21 protein-coding genes are annotated in these 21,086 nt (G+C 62.7%); 12 read left to right on the forward strand and 9 right to left on the reverse strand.

What is annotated here, in order from left to right; genetic code table 11:
* Positions 1–39 precede the first annotated feature (39 nt).
* The 4 genes from DQ405_RS20775 to DQ405_RS20790 form a co-directional block, all read right to left on the reverse strand.
* On the reverse strand, positions 40–1,386 hold the full coding sequence (locus DQ405_RS20775; RefSeq protein WP_168425933.1) for a cation:proton antiporter: 1,347 nt from the start codon (positions 1,384–1,386) through the stop codon (positions 40–42).
* A 475-nt stretch (positions 1,387–1,861) separates the two neighbouring features.
* Positions 1,862–2,857, reverse strand: coding sequence for an LLM class flavin-dependent oxidoreductase (locus DQ405_RS20780; protein WP_168425934.1), 996 nt, complete (start codon positions 2,855–2,857; stop codon positions 1,862–1,864).
* 42 nt (positions 2,858–2,899) lie between these two features.
* Positions 2,900–3,310 (reverse strand): PA0061/PA0062 family lipoprotein, encoded by a 411-nt coding sequence (locus DQ405_RS20785; RefSeq protein ID WP_168425935.1) that lies wholly within the window; start codon positions 3,308–3,310, stop codon positions 2,900–2,902.
* 118 nt (positions 3,311–3,428) lie between these two features.
* Positions 3,429–3,854, reverse strand: coding sequence for a PA0061/PA0062 family lipoprotein (locus tag DQ405_RS20790; protein ID WP_168425936.1), 426 nt, complete (start codon positions 3,852–3,854; stop codon positions 3,429–3,431).
* A 136-nt stretch (positions 3,855–3,990) separates the two neighbouring features.
* Between DQ405_RS20790 and DQ405_RS20795 the strand changes: the two genes are divergently transcribed.
* From DQ405_RS20795 to DQ405_RS20810, 4 genes are all read left to right on the forward strand, one after another.
* Entirely contained in the window at positions 3,991–5,049 is a 1,059-nt protein-coding gene (locus DQ405_RS20795; RefSeq protein ID WP_342030436.1) for an aminopeptidase, read from the forward strand.
* A gap of 249 nt (positions 5,050–5,298) precedes the next feature.
* Positions 5,299–6,474 carry a hypothetical protein gene (locus DQ405_RS20800; protein WP_168425938.1) on the forward strand — a complete coding sequence of 392 codons (1,176 nt, stop codon included), beginning with the start codon at positions 5,299–5,301 and terminating at the stop codon, positions 6,472–6,474.
* A gap of 11 nt (positions 6,475–6,485) precedes the next feature.
* Complete coding sequence (locus DQ405_RS20805) at positions 6,486–7,208, forward strand: demethoxyubiquinone hydroxylase family protein (protein ID WP_168425939.1); 723 nt, start codon at positions 6,486–6,488, stop codon at positions 7,206–7,208.
* A 178-nt stretch (positions 7,209–7,386) separates the two neighbouring features.
* Positions 7,387–9,330, forward strand: a complete 1,944-nt coding sequence (locus DQ405_RS20810) for an alkaline phosphatase D family protein (protein WP_168425940.1) — start codon at positions 7,387–7,389, stop codon at positions 9,328–9,330.
* On the opposite strand, the gene DQ405_RS20815 is transcribed toward DQ405_RS20810, so the two are convergent.
* The 3 genes from DQ405_RS20815 to DQ405_RS20825 all read right to left on the reverse strand — a co-directional run bounded on the left by DQ405_RS20815 (position 9,327) and on the right by DQ405_RS20825 (position 11,471).
* A complete protein-coding gene (locus DQ405_RS20815) occupies positions 9,327–9,971 on the reverse strand; it encodes an HAD family hydrolase (protein ID WP_168425941.1) in 645 nt (214 codons plus the stop codon). The two genes, DQ405_RS20810 and DQ405_RS20815, sit on opposite strands and share 4 nt — an antisense overlap.
* A 56-nt stretch (positions 9,972–10,027) precedes the next feature.
* On the reverse strand, positions 10,028–10,564 hold the full coding sequence (locus DQ405_RS20820) for a gamma carbonic anhydrase family protein (RefSeq protein WP_168425942.1): 537 nt from the start codon (positions 10,562–10,564) through the stop codon (positions 10,028–10,030).
* An 85-nt stretch (positions 10,565–10,649) separates the two neighbouring features.
* The gene (locus tag DQ405_RS20825) at positions 10,650–11,471 is read right to left on the reverse strand and encodes an AraC family transcriptional regulator (protein ID WP_168425943.1); all 822 of its coding nucleotides are present in this window, start codon (positions 11,469–11,471) and stop codon (positions 10,650–10,652) included.
* Positions 11,472–11,556: 85 nt separating this feature from the next.
* On the opposite strand from DQ405_RS20825, the gene DQ405_RS20830 reads away from it, so the two are divergent.
* The 5 genes from DQ405_RS20830 to DQ405_RS20850 all read left to right on the forward strand — a co-directional run bounded on the left by DQ405_RS20830 (position 11,557) and on the right by DQ405_RS20850 (position 17,274).
* Positions 11,557–12,549 (forward strand): bile acid:sodium symporter family protein, encoded by a 993-nt coding sequence (locus DQ405_RS20830; protein ID WP_168425944.1) that lies wholly within the window; start codon positions 11,557–11,559, stop codon positions 12,547–12,549.
* 393 nt (positions 12,550–12,942) lie between these two features.
* Positions 12,943–14,991 (forward strand): oligopeptidase A, encoded by a 2,049-nt coding sequence (gene prlC / locus DQ405_RS20835; RefSeq protein ID WP_168425945.1) that lies wholly within the window; start codon positions 12,943–12,945, stop codon positions 14,989–14,991.
* Complete coding sequence (locus DQ405_RS20840; RefSeq protein ID WP_168425946.1) at positions 14,988–15,266, forward strand: YheV family putative zinc ribbon protein; 279 nt, start codon at positions 14,988–14,990, stop codon at positions 15,264–15,266. The genes prlC and DQ405_RS20840 overlap by 4 nt, the downstream gene beginning before the upstream one ends.
* A 17-nt stretch (positions 15,267–15,283) precedes the next feature.
* The gene (locus DQ405_RS20845) at positions 15,284–16,057 is read left to right on the forward strand and encodes a DUF1835 domain-containing protein (protein WP_168425947.1); all 774 of its coding nucleotides are present in this window, start codon (positions 15,284–15,286) and stop codon (positions 16,055–16,057) included.
* 134 nt (positions 16,058–16,191) lie between these two features.
* Positions 16,192–17,274 (forward strand): hypothetical protein, encoded by a 1,083-nt coding sequence (locus DQ405_RS20850; RefSeq protein ID WP_168425948.1) that lies wholly within the window; start codon positions 16,192–16,194, stop codon positions 17,272–17,274.
* On the opposite strand, the gene DQ405_RS28140 is transcribed toward DQ405_RS20850, so the two are convergent.
* A complete protein-coding gene (locus DQ405_RS28140; protein WP_274597426.1) occupies positions 17,261–17,389 on the reverse strand; it encodes a hypothetical protein in 129 nt (42 codons plus the stop codon). The two genes, DQ405_RS20850 and DQ405_RS28140, sit on opposite strands and share 14 nt — an antisense overlap.
* The gene (locus DQ405_RS20855; RefSeq protein ID WP_168425949.1) at positions 17,386–18,459 is read right to left on the reverse strand and encodes an acyltransferase family protein; all 1,074 of its coding nucleotides are present in this window, start codon (positions 18,457–18,459) and stop codon (positions 17,386–17,388) included. The genes DQ405_RS28140 and DQ405_RS20855 overlap by 4 nt, the downstream gene beginning before the upstream one ends.
* Positions 18,460–18,628: 169 nt before the next feature.
* On the opposite strand from DQ405_RS20855, the gene DQ405_RS20860 reads away from it, so the two are divergent.
* The 3 genes from DQ405_RS20860 to DQ405_RS20870 all read left to right on the forward strand — a co-directional run.
* A complete protein-coding gene (locus DQ405_RS20860) occupies positions 18,629–19,693 on the forward strand; it encodes a PA0069 family radical SAM protein (protein ID WP_168425950.1) in 1,065 nt (354 codons plus the stop codon).
* 458 nt (positions 19,694–20,151) lie between these two features.
* Positions 20,152–20,382, forward strand: coding sequence for a hypothetical protein (locus DQ405_RS20865; protein ID WP_178114178.1), 231 nt, complete (start codon positions 20,152–20,154; stop codon positions 20,380–20,382).
* 208 nt (positions 20,383–20,590) lie between these two features.
* Positions 20,591–21,086 (forward strand): cytochrome c oxidase subunit II (locus tag DQ405_RS20870; RefSeq protein ID WP_168425952.1); only part of this gene is annotated, 496 nt, incomplete at its 3' end.

The following is a 21,086-nucleotide window of genomic DNA, read 5'->3' on the forward strand; positions in this document are numbered from 1 at the left end:
AGGTCGGCTGTCCGGGGCAGCCTGGCGCTCGCTGATTCGTCAGGTCGTTCGGCTGCGCTCGTAGCGTCGCAATAGCGGTTGGGTGCTGAGGCCGTGAATCAGAATGCTCAGCGCCACCACCGGGATCACCAGCTGGATGACCTGCTCGGCTTCACCCGGCAGCAGCCCATGAGTCACCGCAAAGCTCAGGTAGTACAGGCTGCCGATGCCACGGATGCCGAACCAGCCGACGGTCAGCAATTGGGATCGATCCAGGTAGCGACGTGGCATCAGTAGCCATACGCTCAATGGCCGGATCAGCAGAAACAGCGCGAACGCCAGGGGCACCGCGCGCCAATCCCAGTGCACCGACACCAGCACGCCGAGCATGGTCACCAGCAGCACCTCCAGGCTGCGCTCCAGCTGCCCGCCAAAGGTCAGGATATCGCCCATCATCACACCTGCGGCCATCTTGGGTTCATCGATGCGTTTGCCGGCCAGCGGAAGCTCACGGGGTGACAGACCGCCTTCGACCACATGCGGAATGGCGTCGGCAATCAACTCTTCGGACGGCGTTTCGGATTTTTTCGCGACCGAGACTTCGGCGCGGCGCAAGCCCAGGCCCGCCGCGAATACCGCGAGAAAGCCCCAAGCGCCGATGAGCTCAGCGCCGACATAGGCGAGCGCAATCAGGGCCAGCGCCAGCGAGTCGTTCGGCGACATCGAAGTGTCGGTATCCCGGGTCCGCAGATAGATCGCCAGCTTGCCGATCAGCTTGCCGAGCATATAGCCGAACAGCAGCCCGGCCGGAACGGCCCAGACCAGCCGATGCAGCGCCCATTCACCGACCCAGCCCAGGGCCAGGGTTTCCTGCTCGATCAGCAGCAGGCCGAGCACCACGAAGGGGAACGCGGTGCCATCGTTGAATCCGGCCTCGCCGGACAGCCCATAACGTACATGATCGCTGTCGCGGGAATTGTTCACCTGAACCAGGCTGGCCAGTACCGGATCAGTGGGCGCCAGGATCGCGCCGGTCAGTATCGCTAGCCCCCAGCCGAGCCCCAGCAGGTAATGGCAGAACAGCGCGACGCCGGCGATACAGGCGACCATCACCGGTCCGGCCAGGATGTACGTGCTCCTCCAGGCCGGATGGCCTAGCGGCATGCGGAGTTTGAGGCCACTGACGAACAGCGATACGAGCACCACGACCTCGGTGAGGTGCTCCATCCAGCCGGCGATCAGCAGGAATTCCATCTCCCACAGGCCGATGCCGAGCTGTCCGATCAGCAGCCCGAAGCCGAGGTAGATGAGCGACGTGGTGACCGGCAGCCAGCGCAGGTAGGCCGATGCCAGGGCGAGGATCAATAGCAGGACGCCGAGTACGGCCATCCATTCGAGAAAATTCATTCAGCCTTCCGCAAACAAGCCTGACGCGCAGAAGTGCGCATGGCTGGTGGTTCGATCGGGATGGTTCGATGGGGTTCAGCGGCGTTCGTCGCAGCGTGCGCCTGCTACTGGAGCGGTTCAGTCAAGGCTTTGGGCTTTGGGCTTTGGGCTTTGGGCTTTGGCTTTGGGTCTCTGGCTTTGGACCCCTGGCTTTTTTGTTCTTGTGGGAGGCCCGCCCTCGGGGCGAAGCTTTTGGGGCCTTGGCAGGCCTGCGGCCTGCATTCGCCGCGGGTCGCGCCTCCCACTGGAGCGGCTTTGTGCAGGGATTTGGGTTCTGGCTTCTGGCTTCTGGCTCTTTGAGCTCTTTGAGCTTTTTGGCTTGGGGCTTTTGGCTTTTTTGCTTTTGTGGGAGGCCCGCCCTCGGGGCGAAGCTTTTGGGGCCTTGGCAGGCCTGCGGCCTGCATTCGCCGCGGGGCGCGCCTCCTACTGGAGCGGTTCAACGCAGGCCGGCGAGGATCTCGAAGGCGTGGTGGCGGTCGGCGGTTTCGTAGAAATCGCAGGTGAAGATCAACTCGTCGGCCTGGGTCTGTTCCAGCAGGATCTCCAGCCGCGCGCGGATCTTCTCCGGCCCGCCGATCAGCGCCATGCCGAGAAAGTTGCCTACCGCGTCCTGCTCATGCGGCAGCCATTTGCCTTGCATGCTTTGTACTGGCGGCACCAGCACCAGGCTCTGGCCACGGATCAGCGCCAGGATGCGCTGGTAGGCGGTGGTTGCCAGGTACTCGGCCTGCTCGTCGGTGTCGGCGGTCATCAACGGCACGCCGAGCATCACGTAGGGCTTGTCGAGTACCTCCGAGGGGCGGAAGTTTTCGCGATAGAGGCGAATCGCCTCATGAGCGTAGCGCGGCGCGAAATGCGAGGCGAAGGCGTAGGGCAGACCCTTGGCCGCCGCCAGCTGAGCGCTGAACAGGCTGGAGCCGAGCAGCCAGATCGGCACGTTGCTGCCGACCCCGGGCATGGCGATCACCCGCTGGTTGCGTTGGCGGGGGCCGAGAAGCAACTGCAGTTCTTCGACATCCGCCGGGAAGTCGTCGGCACTGCCCATGCGGTCGCGGCGCAGTGCGTGGGCCGTGAACTGGTCGGCACCCGGCGCACGACCCAGGCCAAGGTCGATACGCCCGGGGTAAAGCGCTTCCAGCGTACCGAACTGCTCGGCGATCACCAACGGCGCATGGTTGGGCAGCATCACCCCGCCGGCACCCAGGCGAATCCGCGACGTGCCGGCCGCCAGGTAGCCGATCAATACCGACGTGGCGGCGCTGGCGATGCCGTCCATGTTGTGGTGTTCGGCCACCCAGAAGCGCTCGAAGCCGAGCTTTTCGACATGCTGCGCCAGTGCCAGGGCGTTGCGCAGGGCGAGCCCGGCGTCGCCGTCATCGCGGATCGGCGCCAGGTCCAAGGTGGAAAAGCGGGTATGTTCGATACGGGACATCGTTTTATCTCTCCGTTGGCCGCGGCGGCTGGCAAGGACGACTCAGTAGCAGTGCTCGGCCTCGGCGCGGGCAAGAACGTTGCGCTGCTCGTCGTACAGCCAGCCCTGTGGCGTGAAGCCCAGCGAGCGCGCCTGAAACAGATAGCGCCGCCCGGCCTGAAAATCGTCATAGCGGATGACCATGGTACAACGCAGGTACTCGGTGTCGCCGAAGTCGCCTAATCCGCCGCTGCTGATTTCGAATTCGTAACGTGCCTCGAGTTCATGCGCGCCGGGGCTGACCTGGAAAAAGCGGCCGTCCGGCGTGCGTTTGTCATCCAGCCGGTCTGACATGAAGATGTCGCTGGGCTGCGCGCTCATATCGACCCAGGCCATGTCTGGATTGTGTACGGGCAGCGGGCCGGCACAGCCGGTTAGGCCGGCGACCAGTAGCAGGACAAATAGCAGGCGCATGATGGATTCCTCGACAGGCCGCAGCTAGCCCAGTGCTGCCGCGGTCGTCTGCTGAGACTGAGCCAGCGGCGGCGCTTTTTCAACGCCTCCAGTCAGTGGGATGAACGGAGCTGGCAGCTCACCGGATGGCCACACCGCCGCAGCCGCGTTCGCTGGCTCGGGCGAGCAATTGATCATGCTGATCATAGAGCCGTGCCCACGGGCGGAAGCCATAGCCGCCGGCGACCAGGCGATAGCGCGCACCGGCATCGAAGCTGTCGTACTCCAGGGTCAAGCGGCAATTGCGCTCCAGCGCTTCGCTGTCGCCGCCGACGTTGGCCGCACCCACCTCGAAGCGATAGTGCATGCCCAGCTGGTGGCTGCCCGGCGTCACCTGGAAGTAGCGATGGTCGTTCAGAGGGCGTTGGTCCACCGCAACGGCCTTCAATTCGGTTTCATCGCGCGGGGCCAGCTCGATCCAGGCCTGGTTCGGGTCTGGCTGGGGCATCCACAGGGCGCAGCCGCCGAGGGTGGACAGCGCAAGAGCAAGCATCAGGGTTCGCATGGATAGATCTCCGGCCGCTGACGGGGCGGTCTGCTGCAAGGGCACGGGTGCCTTCAATGGTTGGGTGGGCTTCGATGTCGTTGTAGGCTCAGCGCACCGACCGTTCGGGTCTTCAAATGCGAGCAGGCGTTTGTTCATTTCGAAGCTGAAAACCGCCCTAGTCGACAACCGCAGCGGGCGTTGGGTTCCATTGCTGCTGGCGGTTGGTCTGACTGGATGCAGCACCTACTACGGACAATTGGCGGTCGGCCAATTGAAGGTGCTGCAGCTGCGCGAGCCGGTCGCCACGATCATCAAGAGTCCCGAAACCGACCCGCAATTGCGCCAGCGGCTTGGTCTCGCCCTGCAGGCCAGACGCTTCGCCAGCACCACGTTGGCATTGCCGGACAACGACAGCTATCGCGTTTACGCCGATATCCAGCGGCCATTCGTGGTGTGGAATCTGTTTGCCACCGAGGCGTTCTCCGTGGCGCCGTTGACCCACTGTTTTCCGATAGCCGGTTGTGTGGCCTATCGCGGCTACTACCAACCGGGCCGGGCACGCGGGGCGGCAGCCATCCTCAAGCGTGAAGGCTATGACACCCTGGTGACCGGTGTTCAGGCCTACTCGACACTGGGCTGGTTCGATGACCCGCTGCTCAGCTCCATGCTGCGCTGGGACGACGAGCGCTTGGCCGCGCTGATCTTTCATGAGCTGGCGCATCAGCAGCTCTATATCGCCGGTGACACGGCATTTAACGAGTCGTATGCGTCCTTCGTCGAGCGTGAGGGCTCGCGTCAGTGGCGTGCCAGCCGCGGTCTGCCACCGATCGATGAGACAGCGCCGCGACGCTATGCTGAATTCAGCGGTTTGATGCTCGATACCCGCGAACGGCTGGCCGAGCTGTATGCCTCGGACCTAGACGAAGCGACCATGCGCGCCGCCAAGCAGGCTGAGTTCACGCGATTACGTCAGGCCTACCGCCAGCTGCGTGACGGTGCGTGGAAGGGCGACTCCCGTTTCGACCGCTGGATGGCCCAGCCACTGAACAACGCCAGCCTTCTACCGTTCGGCCTCTATGATCGTTGGGTGCCGGCGTTCGCGGCATTGTTCGAGCAGGTCGGCGGCGATTGGCTGCGTTTTCATGAACGGGTTGAAGCTCTGGGCCAGCTACCGGCCGACGAGCGGGCGCAGCAGCTCGAGGCGCTTCGCTGAGTCCTTCGTCGCTTCGTTAAAAGCCAGCCGTGACAAGGCGTAGCGATGTTTCGCTGAAGGTCGGATAGCGTCCTGTTCGAAGGGGTTGGCTGCGCCACTTATCGACTTCCGGCTTTTTCAAGCCACAAACCATGGAATTGTTTTCCCCTTGCCCCCGTCCATTTTTTAGGACGTCAGCCTGGCTGACCCGTGATTGAGCCGTACGCGCTCAAACGTCCACCTAAAAGAAAGCCGTTCAATGGAGGCTCCATGGACAATCTATCCGGCATCCTCGACAACAAGGGCACGCCGCTCGAAAAACAGAAGTTCACCTGGAAGGAAATGGCGGGCAAACCGATCAGCAAACTTGATGACGACGCCTTTACCCGGGTGCGGATCATCCTGATGAACGGTGTCGAAACCGATGCGCTGCGCCTCAAGCATGGCATCGCCCGCATCACCGGCCAGCTACGCGGCCCGCTTGCTGAGATTCGTCGCGTCGAGCAGCACCAGGCCACGATGGTCAACTGGCTGATTTCCGCCGACCATTCGCCGCTGGAAACCACCGTTGCCTATGAGCAGGTGGCGATCGAGGTGACCGCTGCGGTCGCTCAGAACGAGCCCGATCCCTACCAGGCGCAAACCTACCGCTTCGGCCTGCTGGAAGATTTTGACCACCTGTACCGTTATTCGGCGATGCTCGATCGCCTCGAAGGCAAGGATGCAAACAACATCCTGCAGGGCTACACCGATATCGTGCCGGGCCGGCAGACCTCCGAGCATCATCGCCATCCGACAAACGACCTGCGCGATAGCTACGAGAAGGAGCAGGCGGCGCTGATCACCAAGATCCATTGTGCATTGATCACCGCGGCTGAATTCCAGACTCACGACTATTACCAGAACGTCGGCCCGCTGTTCGCCGACCCGCTGGCACGCCAGCTCTATGCCGAGATCGCCTCGGTGGAAGAGCAGCACGTGACCCAGTACGGCTCGCTGGCCGATCCGCAGGAATCCTTCATGGAGAAATGGCTGGTGCACGAGGCCATGGAGGTCTACGCCTACGCCAGCTGCGCCGAGCAAGAGACCAACCCGCGCATCAAGGCCATGTGGGAGCGCTTCCTCGATTACGAGCTCGGGCATCTGACCGTCGCCTGCGAGCATTTCAAGAACATCGAGCGCCGCGACCCGGCGGAAATTCTCGGAGGCCCGTTGCCGAAGATGATCGAATTCAAGAGCCAGCGCGAGTTCGTCCGCAAAGTTCTGGCTGCCGAAGTCAATCTGCGCACCAGCGGTACCCAGTATGTCGACAAGAGTGAAGAGCCGCAGAACTCGCTCGATTACCGCGCCCAGCTCAACTCCGAAGGCATCGCCTCGAACATCGTATCGGCGGGCTATCAGTGGGCACCGGGCGGCGAACTCATGGGCAAGCGCAAGATTTCTTGAGGAGAACTGACATGGCGACTTCAGCGAAGTTAGGTCACAACGTCACCGGCGTGCAGATGTCCCCCCAGGACACCCAAAGCCTGCTTGACGCGGTTGAACAGATCAAACCCGACGTTCCGGGTGATTCCAAAGGCATCATGCTCGAGCGCGTCAAGCGCGCCGAGGAGGCCGACCGCATCGGCTCGGTGCCCGTCCCCGGTTCAGCCAAGGGCATGCTCAAGTCAACCTTCGACATGGCATTGGGCAAAAGCCCGGAACTGCTGGTGGACAAGCTGGGCGAGCGGCTGGCCTTCGAGCGCAGCGGTGTGCGTCTGTACGACGCGATGATCGCCAAAGCCAAGGCGCTGGGCCCGGCCGACTCGGAGCTTATCCAAGTGCTGCAGCACATTCGGGACGAAGAGTTCGAACATATGAACATGGTCGCCGAGGCGATCGAGACGCTCGGCGCGGACCCTACAGCGCAGACGCCGTGCGCTGATGTGGCGGGAGTGAAAGCCATGGGCGTGATGCAGGTGCTGACCGACCCACGAACCAACCTCGCCCAAGGCATGGGTGCCCTGCTGACCATCGAGCTCGAGGATAACGCCGCTTGGGAGCTGCTTATCGAGCTGGCCGAAGCGGGTGGCCATCCGAAGATAGCCAAGGGTTTCCAGAAGGCAAAGGATCAGGAAGACGACCATCTCATCAAGATCAAGACGCTGGTGCGGCGAGATCTGATGGTCCAGATCAAATAGATACGCGTGCGCTTCATCCTTTTGGCGTGCCTTCGGGCGCGCTTTTTTTTTTGCGCTTTTCTGGTCCGGGCGGGCTTTGCGGAGCCGTGCGCATGCAGCGCTTGAAGGATCGGACGTAGGCGCACCGGCGGGGTTCGTTACACTCTGACCCCTGTTCACTCCGCTCAAGAGCAGTTGCATGACCCACTCTGTGCCTTCCGATGCGCTTTCGTCCTTACCCGTTGTAATTGCCGGCCCGCTGTTGCGCCGGCTCGAGGCCGAACGGTTGGTGCTCTGGCTGGTGGCTAGGGAGCCGTTGACGGTGCGCCTGACGCTGCAGCCCGAGGGCCATGCACCGTGTTCGGTGGAGCTGAACGACGCGAACTGCCGTCAGCTGCGTATCGGCACCTCGGCCTGGTTGCACCTGATCGATGTGCGCCTCGACAGACCGTTGCCCGTCGATCGGCTGATCGAATACGACCTGCTGATTCTGCGCGATGGCCGTGAGCAGGGCGTCGCGACATGGTCGCCGCACCTGATCCACGAAGGCATGTGCTTCCCGGCTTTTGTCGTGCGGTCGCGCTATGACGATCTGCTGCACGGCTCCTGCCGCAAACCCCATCACGCGTCGTCGGACGGGCTGGTGTTGGTCGATGCGCTGGTCGCCGAAGCGCGTCGAGAACCCGAGCAATGGCCGGCCGCGCTGCTGATGACTGGCGATCAGATCTACGCAGACGATGTCGCCGGGCCAACCCTGGTGGCCATTCACGCGTTGGTCCGGCGTCTTGGCCTGTATGGCGAATGTCTGGAAGGAGCGGTCGTCTCCGACAGTGACGAGCTCATGGCACACCCGGCCACCTATTACCGACGCGAGCAGCTGCTGCCTGCATTCAAATCCAACGCGGCGCTACGCGAGCGCTTCTTCGGCGGCGTCGAGAAGCCGGTGTTCACTACCTCCAACGCGCACAACCATCTGGTGTCGCTGGGCGAGGTGCTGGCGATGTACCTGCTGGTCTGGTCACCGGTGCCCTGGACGTTGATCGATCCGCAGGCGCCGACGCTGGATGAGAAAATGACCCAGCGCTACGCACGCGAAGCGGCCTGCATCGACGCGTTCCGAAAGGGGCTGCCGCAAGTGGCGCGGGCGCTGGCGCACTTGCCGTCGCTGATGATTTTTGACGATCACGACATCACCGACGATTGGAACCTCAGCGCACGCTGGGAGCAAACCGCCTATGGTCATCCCTTCTCGCGGCGCATCGTCGGCAATGCGCTGGCCGGTTATCTGCTGTGCCAGGCCTGGGGCAATGATCCCGACGCCTGTGCCGCGCCGTTGCAAGCGGTTGAGGCGTTGCTGACCAGCGGAAACGACGGCCAACTCGATCGCGCCCTGCACGACCGGGTGGTGGACGAGCTGTTGCAGCACGGCAACTGGGGCTATGTGCTGCCCGGCGAACCGGCGCTGGTGGTACTCGATACCCGCACCCGCCGCTGGCGTAGCGAGGGCAACCTGAGTCGGCCTTCGGGCCTGATGGATTGGGAAGCGCTCACCGATCTGCAGCAGCACATCCTGGATCATCGCTCGGTGGTCATCGTCTCGCCGGCTCCGATGTTCGGGGTGAAGCTGATCGAGACCGTACAGCGCGTGTTCAGCTGGGCCGGGCTGTCATTGCTGGTCGACGCGGAGAACTGGATGGCCCATCGCGGCGCGGCGCAGGTCATGCTCAACATTTTCCGTCATACCCGTACGCCGGGTAACTACGTTGTCCTCTCGGGTGACGTGCATTACTCCTTTGCCTATCAGGTGCGCATCCGTGGGCGCGACGAGGGGCCGAATCTCTGGCAGATCACCAGCAGTGGTGTGAAAAACGAGTTTCCGCGGCGCCTGCTGGACGTCTTTGATCGGCTCAACCGCTGGCTGTATTCACCGCGCTCGCCCTTGAACTGGTTCACCAAGCGCCGCCGCGTACGGGTCCAGCCGTGGCTGCCAAGCCGCAGCCGATCCGGTGAGCGGTTGTGGAATGGCGCAGGCATTGGTCGCGTCCGGCTCGATGCCGAAGGTCGCCCGGCGCGCGTGGAGCAGATCAATGCCGACGGCTCGCCCCCGGTGACCTTCGCCCCCGAGCGTGACCAGATGCATTAGCTGAACGCTGCGCGCAGCGCCGGCAGCGTCGCGTAGTAGTACGCCGGCGACTCGGCCATCAGCTCGGCGTGGCTGCCAAAGCCGTAACCTACCGCTGCCGCCTGCAGGCCGTTACTGCGCGCGCCGATCAGGTCGTGCTTGCGGTCGCCAACCATTAGCGTGCGTTCGGGGTCCAGCCCTTCCTCGGCGAGTAGATGGGCGATCAGCTCGACCTTGTTGGTGCGGGTGCCGTCCAGCTCGCTGCCGTAAATCACCTTGAAGTGATGGTCGAAGGCGAAATGCCGCGCGATCTCGCGGGCGAAAACCGAGGGCTTCGATGTCGCCACGTACAACGTGCGGCCTTGGCCGCGCAGGTGCTCCAGCATGTCCAATACGCCGTCGAACAGCAGGTTTTCGTACAACCCGACCGTCTTGAAGCGCTCGCGGTAATGGCCGACCGCTTCCCACGCCCGCGGCTCGTCGAAGCCGTAGAACTCCATGAACGCTTGCAGCAGCGGCGGCCCGATGAAGGGTTCGAGCTTGGCCAGATCCGGCTCGTCGATCCCCAGCCGCGCCAATGCATGCTGGATCGAGCGGGTGATGCCTTCGCGTGGGTCGGTGAGGGTGCCGTCGAGGTCGAAAAGAATGGTGGAGTGGTGCATGAAAAGGGCTCGTTCAGTGATGGGTTATGGCTTGGATTGGGCGTCCGTCTGGCGCTTCAAACGCCTTCGGCCATGTGCTGGTTCTTCAGCTTCACGTAGTTGCCGGCGGTATAGCTGAAGAAGCTGCGTTCCTTTTCGGTCAGCGGGCGCGCCTGTTTGGCCGGGCTGCCGACATAGAGATAACCGCTTTCGAGTGTCCTGCCCGGTGGCACCAGACTGCCAGCGCCAATGATCACCTCATCCTCGACCACCGCACCGTCCATGACGATCGAGCCCATGCCGACCAGGATGCGGCTACCCAAAGTGCAGCCGTGCAGGGTGACTTTGTGTCCTACGGTGACTTCATCGCCGATGGTCAGCGGGAAGCCATCGGGGTTGAACGGGCCGGCATGGGTGATGTGCAGCACGCTGCCGTCCTGGATGCTGCTGCGTTTGCCGATACGGATGCGGTGCATGTCGCCGCGGATCACGGTCAGCGGCCAGACTGAGCTGTCTTCACCGATCTCGATATCGCCGATGAGCACGGCACTGGGGTCGACGAAAACGCGTTCGCCGAGCTTGGGGGTGTGATTCTGATAGGTGCGTATGCTCATGAACGGCTCCTGAACGGGTCGTGGGGAAACCCGGGCAGGGTTTCCAGAAGGGTAGCGGACGCGTGCCGGCATCTCGCGGGGATGATCAGTGGACATGGTCGCCGCCGTGCTGGGCGCCGGAGCGGAAGAACTCGCCAGGCGTGGCGCCGAACTGTTCACGAAAGGCAGCGATGAAGGCTGACAGCGATTCATAGCCGCAGCCCAGGGCGACGTCGGTGACACGCTCGCCGCGTTCCAGCGCGGGCAGCGCGCTGAGCAGTCGCAGTCGCTGGCGCCAGGCACGAAAGGTCAGCCCGGTATCGCGCAGGAACAGCCGGCTCAGGGTGCGCTCCGATACGCCCAACGTGCGGCTCCAGTCCGCCAGCCCTTCCTGCGAATCGGGACGGGCCTGCAGACGCTTGCACAGACGGTGCAGACGCGGCTCGGCCGGCAATGGCAGAACCAGCTCGACTTCCGGGGCGCAACCCAGTTGGTCCAGCAGCACCTGTACCAGCCGGCCCTCGGCGCCATCCTCGGCATAGGCTTCGGGCAGCGTGCTGAAATGGCGGATCAGCTCGCGCAGCAGCGGGCTCACCTGCAGCACCCGGCAGCGGTCGGGCGCATCGCCCGCCACGCTGCGGTCGATGTACAGGCTGCGAATGCAGGTATCCGGGGCGCAGAACACCTGATGAGTGATACCGGCGGGAATCCATACCGCACGCAGCGGCGGCGCGATGAAGCGACCGCTGTCGGTGCGCACTTCGAGCACGCCTTCGACCGCATGGGACAGCTGAACCCAGGGGTGGCTGTGGCGGTAGCCGAGCTTGAGATTTGGCGGCGAGTCGAGCTGGCCATAGACCGGCCGCGGTAGCGTCTCGAGTTCGCCAAGGCGGGTGATCAGCGCGGCTTCTTGTCCGTTTAGCGACATTTAGTGCCTGCCTGGCGTTAGTCGGAAGGGCTCACTCACGTTAAGGTCGATTCCTGTCGTCTGCAAGTCCCAAGGAATACTGTTCATGGCCAAGCTCCGCATCCTCTTCGATAACTTCACCCTGGCCCTGCTGGCGGTGGTCGCCATCGCCACGCTTTTTCCGTGCGAGGGGCGCGGCGCGGTGTTCTTCGAGTGGCTGACGGCGGCGGCCATTGCGCTGCTGTTCTTCATGCACGGCGCGAAGTTGTCGCGCGAAGCGATCCTCGCCGGCGCCGGCCATTGGCGCCTGCACCTGCTGGTATTCGCCTGCACCTTCGTCATGTTTCCGCTGCTGGGGCTCGCGCTCAAGCCGGTGCTGACGCCAATGGTCGGCGACGAGCTGTACCTGGGCATGCTCTACCTTTGCGCGCTGCCAGCCACCGTGCAGTCGGCCATCGCGTTTACCTCGCTGGCGCGTGGCAATGTGCCGGCGGCCATCTGCAGTGCGGCGGCCTCAAGCCTGATCGGCATCTTCCTTACGCCCCTGCTGGTGTTGCTGCTCATGGGTGTCGAAGGCGAGAGCGGCTCGACCCTGGATTCCATCGGCAAGATCGTCCTGCAATTGCTGGTGCCTTTCATCGCTGGGCAGGTGGCGCGTCGCTGGATCGGTGCCTGGGTGACACGCAACAAGACCTGGCTGAAGACCGTGGATCAAAGCTCGATCCTGCTGGTGGTCTATACGGCATTCAGCGGCGCGGTGGTCGACGGACTCTGGCAGATCGTACCGCTCGGTCATCTGCTGGGGCTGACAGTGGCCTGCTGCCTGTTGCTGGCCATCGTGCTGTGGCTGACCAGCGTGCTGGCCAAGGCGTTCGGCTTCAACCTGGAAGACCGCATCACCATCCTCTTCGCCGGCTCGAAAAAGAGCCTGGCGACCGGCGTGCCCATGGCTCAGGTGCTGTTCGCCACCAGTGCCGTCGGCATGATCATCCTGCCGTTGATGCTCTTCCACCAGATCCAGCTCATGGTCTGCACGGTGCTGGCGCAGCGTTATGCGCGTCGGCCCGAGGTGCCCGTGGAGTCGCCTGCGGCTTCGTAGGAAATCGCTTGCCCGCGCTATGTCGGTTCACCCGTAACAACCTGTAGGAGCCCGGGAGGACGCCCGGCCGCTGCTCGCGATCCAAAGTAGCGAACACAACGCTGCTGGAAGCTGCACAGCTGTGATCGCGAGCAAGGACTTGGCGTCCCCCTCGCTCCTACAACGGCTGGCCATGGGAACCCGTAGTGCAGGAAACCGTCGCATTTAAAATAGCTACTCGGCCGAGCGAGGCGGGCTCGATGATGCATCGTGGCGGGCGCTTTTCGTCATCGCATAGGTCCTGCGGGCTCGGCGAGCCATAGCGCCGCTCTATCGAGCCCTTTCCAGGCTGCGCGGTCGGGCAATTGTCTTTAACATGCGCCGGTAATCATTTATTCAGAAGGGGCAACTGCCGTGACCGATACCAATCCGCTGCTTCGGGATTTCGACCTGCCGCCCTATTCCGAGATTCGTCCGGAGCATGTCGAGCCGGCCGTCGATACCGTACTCGGTGACAACCGAGTCGCGCTGCAGGAACTGCTCAGCCGTCCGGCCGAAAGCCTCGATTGGAGCACGCTGGTGGTCGGCCTGGACGAAATGAACGAGCGCCTCAGCCGCGCCTGGGGTCCGGTCAGCCACCTCAACGCGGTGCGCAACAATCCGGAACTGCGCAGCGCCTACGAGGCCTGCCTGCCCAAGCTATCCGCCTATGCCACCGAACTCGGCCAGAACGCCGACCTCTTCGCCGCCTATCAAGCGTTGTCGCTGAGCCCCGAGGCCGATGGCTTCGACGTCGCCCAGAAGACCATTCTCGAACACGCACTGCGTGACTTCCGCCTGTCCGGTATCGACCTGCCGCCCGCCGAGCAGCAGCGTTTCGGCGCGATCCGCATGAAGCTCGCCGAGCTGGGCAGCACCTTTTCCAACCAGCTGCTCGACGCGACCCAGGCCTGGACCAAGCACGTCATGGACGAAAGCCTGCTGGCCGGTATCACCGACTCGGCCAAGGCGCAGATGGCCGAAGCGGCCAAGGCCAAGGAGCTCGATGGCTGGCTGATCAACCTGGAATTCCCCAGCTATTACGCCGTGATGACCTACGCCGACAGCCGTGCGCTGCGTGAAGAGGTCTACGTTGCCTATTCCACCCGCGCTTCCGATCAGGGGCCGAATGCCGGCCAGTTCGACAATGGCCCGGTGATGGAACAGATCCTCGACCTGCGCCAGGAACTGGCCCGGCTGCTGGGCTTTGGCAATTACGCCGAGCTGTCGCTGGCCACGAAAATGGCCGAAAGCACCGAGCAAGTGCTGGGTTTCCTGCGTGATCTGGCCAAGCGCAGCAAGCCGTTCGCCGAGCGCGACCTCAAGGAGCTGCGCGCCTTCGCTGCCGAGCACGGCACCACGGATTTGCAGAGCTGGGACGTCAACTACTTCGGCGAGAAGCTGCGCCAGCAGCGCTACAGCCTGAATCAGGAAGAGCTGCGCGCCTACTTCCCGATCGACAAGGTGTTGTCCGGGCTGTTCGCCATCGTCAAACGCCTGTACGGCATCGAGATCCACGAGCTGGAAGACTTCGACAGCTGGCTCCCTGATGTTCGCCTGTTCGAGATCCGCGAGAAGGGTGAGCACGTCGGGCGCTTCTTCTTCGACCTCTACGCCCGCGCCAACAAGCGCGGTGGTGCCTGGATGGATGGCGCCCGCGACAAACGCCGGACCTGCCTTGGCACACTGCAGACGCCGGTCGCCAACCTGGTCTGCAACTTCACCCCGCCGGTGGGCGAGCGCCCGGCACTGCTGACCCACGACGAAGTCACCACGCTGTTCCATGAATTCGGCCATGGTCTGCATCACCTGCTGACTCAGGTCGAGCATGCCGGGGCGTCGGGCATCAACGGTGTAGCCTGGGATGCGGTCGAGCTGCCGAGTCAGTTCATGGAAAACTGGTGCTGGGAGCCGGAAGGCCTCGCGCTGATCTCTGGCCATTACCAGACCGGTGAGCGCCTGCCGCAGGACAAGCTGGACCAGATGCTGGCGGCGAAGAACTTCCAGTCCGGCCTGATGATGATGCGCCAGTTGGAATTCTCGCTGTTCGACTTCGAACTGCACGCCACCCATGGCGACGGTCGCAGCGTACTCGAGGTGCTGGAAAGCATTCGCGACGAAGTCTCGGTGATGCGTCCGCCGGCCAGCAACCGCTTCCCGAACAGCTTTGCGCACATCTTCTCCGGCGGTTACGCGGCCGGTTACTACAGTTACAAGTGGGCCGAAGTGCTGTCCTCCGACGCTTTTTCGCGTTTCGAGGAAGAAGGCGTATTCAACGCCGAGACCGGCCGGGCCTTCCGCGATGCCATCCTGGCACGCGGCGGTTCCCAGGAACCCATGGTGCTGTTCGTCGATTTCCGGGGCCGCGAGCCGTCTACCGACGCACTCCTGCGCCACCTCGGCCTGAGCGAGGAAGTGGCATGAACGACGATGTGCAAGTCACCACCAAACGTTTTATCGCCGGCGCCGTGTGCCCGGCATGCAGCGCCAGCGACAGCATCAAGATGTGGGACGTCGACGGCGTCCCGCATCGTGAATGCGTCGAATGCGGCTACGCCGACACGCTCAATGCGCAGGGCCAGTCTGTGCCGTCCGAGCTAGGGACGCGGGTCAACAAGGCGCAGCCGAAAGCGGCCGACCCGCAGGTCCAGGCGGTGCAGTTCTTCCCCAACCCAAAGCTGAAGAAAAAGCCTGACTGACAGACCGGAGAATCGCCATGTGGCATATCACCTGTGGCGATCTCGCCGCTGACAGCGTCCGGCAGCTGCTGGGCGAAGGAAGCGGCGACGTGGTCCGTGTTCTGCGCGATGACTTGGCGGTCGGACCGCTCGCGGATATCGAGTCAGCACCGTGCAAGACACGAATGGCGTTCTGGGAAGGCGTCTGGCCTGCCGGGCTGGAGCCTCGTCCGGATTTCTCGGGCATTGCCAATGATGCCGAGTGGCTGACGCGGTTGCCTGACCAGTCGCGGCCGGTAACGGTCTGGCATGGCGATAGCGCCTCCGAACAGCTGATGCTGGCGCGGGTGGCAGCGGCATTGGAAGGCTCCTCACTGCCTTTCCAGGAAGTTGTCTGCGGCACGGGCGATAGTCGCGTCGGCACGCGTATGGCGGTGTCGATGCGTGCGCCAGACGCCCTGGCAGCGCTTTATCAGCCACGCCTCGTCGAGCCCGCTCGCGTCGCCGAACTCGCCAACCAGTGGCGAGCCGCCGTAAAAGAGAACGCCGCGATACGTCGCTGGGTTGGCGGGCGTTTCGTTGGCGAAGACCACTCTCGGATTGACGGCGAATTGGTAGCCGCTTGCGGCGACGACTGGATGCCGCTTGCTGGTGCCATGGCCGACGTTATGGGTCGCTGCGACGGTTTCTTCGCCACCGACCTGTTTCTCTACTGGCGCGCCCGCGCGTTGGCGCAGCGTGGCGTCATTCAACTCAGCGATGATGCAGAGTCCCAGTACAGCAAGGTGCAGGTGCGCCGTTTTCCAACCTGAGCGAGCAAGGGTGGCACGGTGGCCTGACACGCGCAGCGGGGGCATGCGATCCCTGCCAACCGAGTGATAGGTCTATTCTCAGGCGTCATGCCGTATTCTCTAAGCGGCGAGTACCGGCTAAAAAGGTCCCGTTGATGACACGCCACATGCCATTGCTGTCTTTTTGTCTCGCTGTCCTCGCCCCACAATCGTCGCTTGCCGATTCGAGCATCAGTACCCTCGAAGCCACGCGGAGCGAATGGTCGACTTATCGCTTTCCGTTGTTCGAAGGCGAATCGACTGCGCTTGAGCGGATCAACATCTACCTGCATGCGTTCGAACTCGACGGCTTGCCGGGCGGTTTCGAGCAATCGCCGTTCGAGCGAGTCTGGCCGAAGGAGGGCGACGGACACGGCGTGGTCAGCCTGGACTACGAAATCAATGCAAAGACGCCCGGCTTTCTTTCGCTGGACATCATCGGTGAGTATTACGGTGCCTATCTCAGCCTGGGCCGCAACAGCTATGCCTTCGCGCTGGCAGATGGTTCGCCGCTCTCGTTGGCGGACCTGTTCAGCGAGCCGGGCCTGCAGCGCCTGGGTGGGCGGATAAGTCAGGCGCGGGTAGAGCGCATCGAAACGTTCCTGGCCCGGCTTCCTGCTAATAACAGCGGCACTGGCGACGAGGCGGAGTCCGTCGCGATTCAGCGCGAAATATACGAACACTGCTTGCCGCGTCATCGCGATACCCGTCTCGACCATGACCGGCTTGTGCTCGGGCAGACGCAACTGACCCTAGTCGCCGAACGGTGCTCGGCACATGCGGTCCGCTCGCTGGATGATCTGGGTGAGTTTTCGAACAGTTTCGCTTATGTCGATCTGGCCGAGGATTTAAGTTCGTACGGACGCTGTCTGTTGCTGGAGCAACGCCCCGATTGCCGGCAGCTGGCGAAGCCACAGATCGGCGGCGTATACCGTGGCGAGATTGGCCACCGCGACCGAATCACGCTGGTGATCACGCCGCCAAGCGCTGAAGGCTGGCCCAGAGCCGTCTACTTTCGCGACAAAGGCGCTAGCAAGGTCGATCTCGTTGCGCGGCAACAACCTGACGCGAGTCGTATACAGCTTCAGGAGCAAAGCGCGATACCTGCAATGCTCAAGCTTCAGCTAGACCGCGACGGTCAACTCCAGGGCACCTGGCAGCAGGAAGGTGGCCCGCCGGAGCCCGTCAAACTACGTTGACCGCCTCGCCGACCCACTCGGCGATTACCGTACGCACGCCGGCCGGGAGGTAGAGCAAGTTCCCTACCAGGCTATCGGCGCAGTCGGCCAATTCGGCATCGCGTTTCTGATTCACACCACGGTCTTGGGGGCCGCCAGGCCTGCCTGTGGCACGCCAGAAAAGCGTTGCTTGAGCTTCATCGCTGGCGACTCGATCAGGTGCCAGGACAAGATCGCCAGCAGCAAGGTCGGTACGAGGCTGATAACGGTCAGCCAGAACACTCCGATCTGGTGACCGAGCAGGTAGACCGTGAGCTGCTGGAACGGGAACGCATAGATGTACATGCCGTAGGAGAAGTCGCCGTACTTGCCGAACCGGGAAATCAGAGGGATCGGCGCATAGGCGAGGTAGATCACCAGGTAGGGCAATGCAATGACGTAAACGAACGGCCCGGCAGCGGTGTGGAACGTCAGCGCCAATGCCGCGACCAGCACCGCAGCAATCCAGCCGCGCCAGGGCAATGAGTCGCGGTAAAGGAAAATAGCCGCACCGGTGTAGTACATCAGGCCCAGCTTGAAGATGTTGTTGATGAAAAACGACTCGATTCCGAGCCTGCCCAGTAGCCAGAAGTGACCCAGGGCGAGGCCGGCGATGGGCAGGAAGATCAGGCGGCGGTTCAGCAATCCCACCAAACCCATGATCAGCACGCCAATGTACATCAGTACCTCGAGCGGAAGCGTCCACAACGATCCATTCACGACGTCCGGATAGATGTTCTGGCCGAACACGCCCGGCAGTTCGAAGCGCGTGATGAGCAAGATGTTCTGCAGGTACGTCCAGGTGACCGGCGACGAGAAGTAGCTGGTCATGCTGTCCTCGGTCACCAGCGGACCGATGACGAACGCCGATAGTAGGACCGCCAGTACCAAAGCTGGAAAGACACGTAACGCGCGCTTGATCAGGAAGCTTCTGGCACTACTGCTGGCGATCCAGGATGACGTGATCAGATAACCGCTGATGACGAAGAAGATTGCGACGGCGAACTCACCGCCGTTCTCGTAACCGGTCAGCAGTTCGATGGGCTCGTCGGGGCGGCGTCCGGCCAGCGGATAGCTGTGAACGAGCAAGACCAGCGACGCAGCGAAAAATCTCAGGAAGTCGAAATTGTTCTCGCGAGTGAACAGGGCGCCTGGGTGGGCGGGCATCTTCACCTCCTTGTCGATACCAAAGAAAGCTGGGTTTGCAGCCGTGGCTCTGTTTGGCAGGAGTGAGCCTAAATAATTCCCCATCGGTTCGCTTTTTTCCCGACGGTTGGCAGTAAATGAGTCGATCGGTACGGCATACTGTATGTATGAACAGTATGCGGAGGCTTCCATGGGCGTTATGTCGAGTACGCCGCGCGGTCGCGGCACGTCCGTCAACCCAGATAATCGGTTCGCTCCGACGCGCAGCGAGGCGTACGACGATGGCTGGGAGCAGGACGTGCCGCCGACCCGCGCCACTGAGGTGCGCAGCGAGACGGCGAAGAGCGTGATTACCCGCAACCAATCACCGGATGTCGGTTTCGACCGATCGGTAAATCCCTATCGGGGTTGCGAACACGGTTGCATCTACTGTTTCGCGCGGCCGAGCCATGCCTACTGGGACATGTCGCCGGGGATCGACTTCGAGACGCGGCTGATCGCCAAGACCAACCTCGCCGAGCGGTTGGAGCAGGAGCTGAGCAAACCCGGCTATGTGCCACAGCCTATCGCGTTGGGGGTCAACACCGATGCCTATCAACCGATCGAGCGCGAGCAGCGATTGACGCGCCAGGCGCTGGAGATCCTGCTGCGCTACAAACATCCGGTGCACATCATTACCAAGGGCTCGCTGGTGTTGCGCGATCTGGATCTGCTGGTGCCGTTGGCCGAGCAGAAACTGGTCAGCGTATCGGTCAGCCTGACCACGCTGGACGACGAGCTCAAGCGCATCATGGAGCCTCGTGCCGCCTCGCCCGCGGCGCGCCTGCGGGTGCTGCGCACGTTGCATGGCGCCGGTGTGCCAGTGAGCGTGATGTGCGCGCCGATGATTCCGATGATCAACGACATGGAGCTCGAACGGATGCTCGAGGCAGCGCGGCAAGCGGGTGCGCATTCGGCCGGCTATGTGCTGCTGCGTTTGCCGCACGAGGTGGCGGGGCTGTTCGATGAGTGGCTGCAGGAACATTTTCCACAACGTGCCGCCCACGTCATGAGCCTGGTGCGCCAGTCCCGTGGCGGCAAGGATTACGACAGCCGTTTCGGCAGCCGCATGCGCGGCGAGGGCCAGTTCGCGCAATTGCTCGCCCAGCGCTTCCAGTTGGCCTGCCGGCGCCTGGGTTACAACCGCCGCGATCAGAATTACGGGCTCGACTGCAGTCGCTTCGCGCCGCCGGGGCAGCAGATGAGCCTGATCTGAGCATGCCACGGCCGAACGGATAACTGACCACCGCGGCCGTCTCAAACGTTCGTTGGTGGGCTGAAGCCCACCCTACAGAGCCTGCGACGGTGGAATGGGTGGTGACCACCGTGGCCGTCTGCCGGACAGTCGTTGGGCGGGCCGGGCGGCGTTCCGCTTCAGCCCACCGAAATTGGGTGTCGGATCAAGCCAATGCGCCGGGACAGAATGTTTTCAGGCCGCTGCCGCAGGACTCGGCTGTGGGTAGCGAAACTTTCCTTAGCGAAACATTCCTTGGTGGGCTGAAGCCCACCCTATAGAGGAGGGTCGGTTGGCCTGCGCGAGCACTGTCGCACGGCCGTCGCGCCCGTCGGCAAGCGGGCCGACGCAGGAACTATCCTCGGCTGCTGCCGCACCAATCCCTGTATTCCCGCACCGGAGGCATCGTGGATTGGATCGATCTTTTGCAATGGCCGGCCATGGTGGTCACGGTGCTTGCCGCCTGGTTGATCGGCTCGCTGAGACCGGGTCGACGTACGGTCGGCTTCTGGTGTTTTCTGCTGAGCAACCTGCTCTGGGTGATTTGGGGCTGGTATGCCCAAGCCTGGGCGCTGATCGCTCTGCAGGTGTGTCTGGCCGTGATGAATATTCGTGGGGTGAAAAAGAATGACCACGGTGCTTCAGACGTCGAAGCGAGCCCGGGCACCTGATGAAATTGCCAGTCCGGGATCGCTGTCTATACTCCGATCGTAAGCGTACCGTTTGAATCCGACTGCGCGTGCAAAGCGAGGACTGGCAACCAGGAATTGGGGGGAGCCAGATCAGAGCGTAGCCAGGTCGTCGTAGCGAGCGTTTGCTCTGCTCTTCGACCGGACAGGCAGTCGGCGGGATAACAAGAACCATAAGGGGAACCCGCTAATGTCGCGACATCCACGAGTCTGGATGGGGATTGGGCTGTGGTCGCTATTCGGTCAGGCCCAGGCGGCCTGGGACGTGAATATGCGGGCCGGTGTAACGGACGTCAGTCGCTCGGTATTCGATCTGCACATGACCATCTTCTGGATCTGCGTGATCATCGGCGTGCTGGTGTTTGCGGTGATGTTCTGGTCGATGTTCGCCCACCGCCGCTCCAAGCGGCTCGAGTCGGCGCATTTCCATGAGAACACCCGAGTCGAGGTGCTCTGGACGGTCATACCTCTGCTTATCCTGGTGGGCATGGCAGTGCCGGCAACGCGCACCCTGATCCATATCTACGATGCGTCCGAGTCGGATGTGGACATCCAGATCACCGGCTATCAGTGGAAGTGGCACTACAAATATCTGGGTGAGGACGTCGAGTTCTTCAGCAACCTCACCACGCCGCGCGATGAGATCAACAATCTAGCCCCCAAGGGCGAGAACTATCTGCTTGAGG

It is taken from the genome of Pseudomonas sp. SST3, from assembly GCF_003325755.1.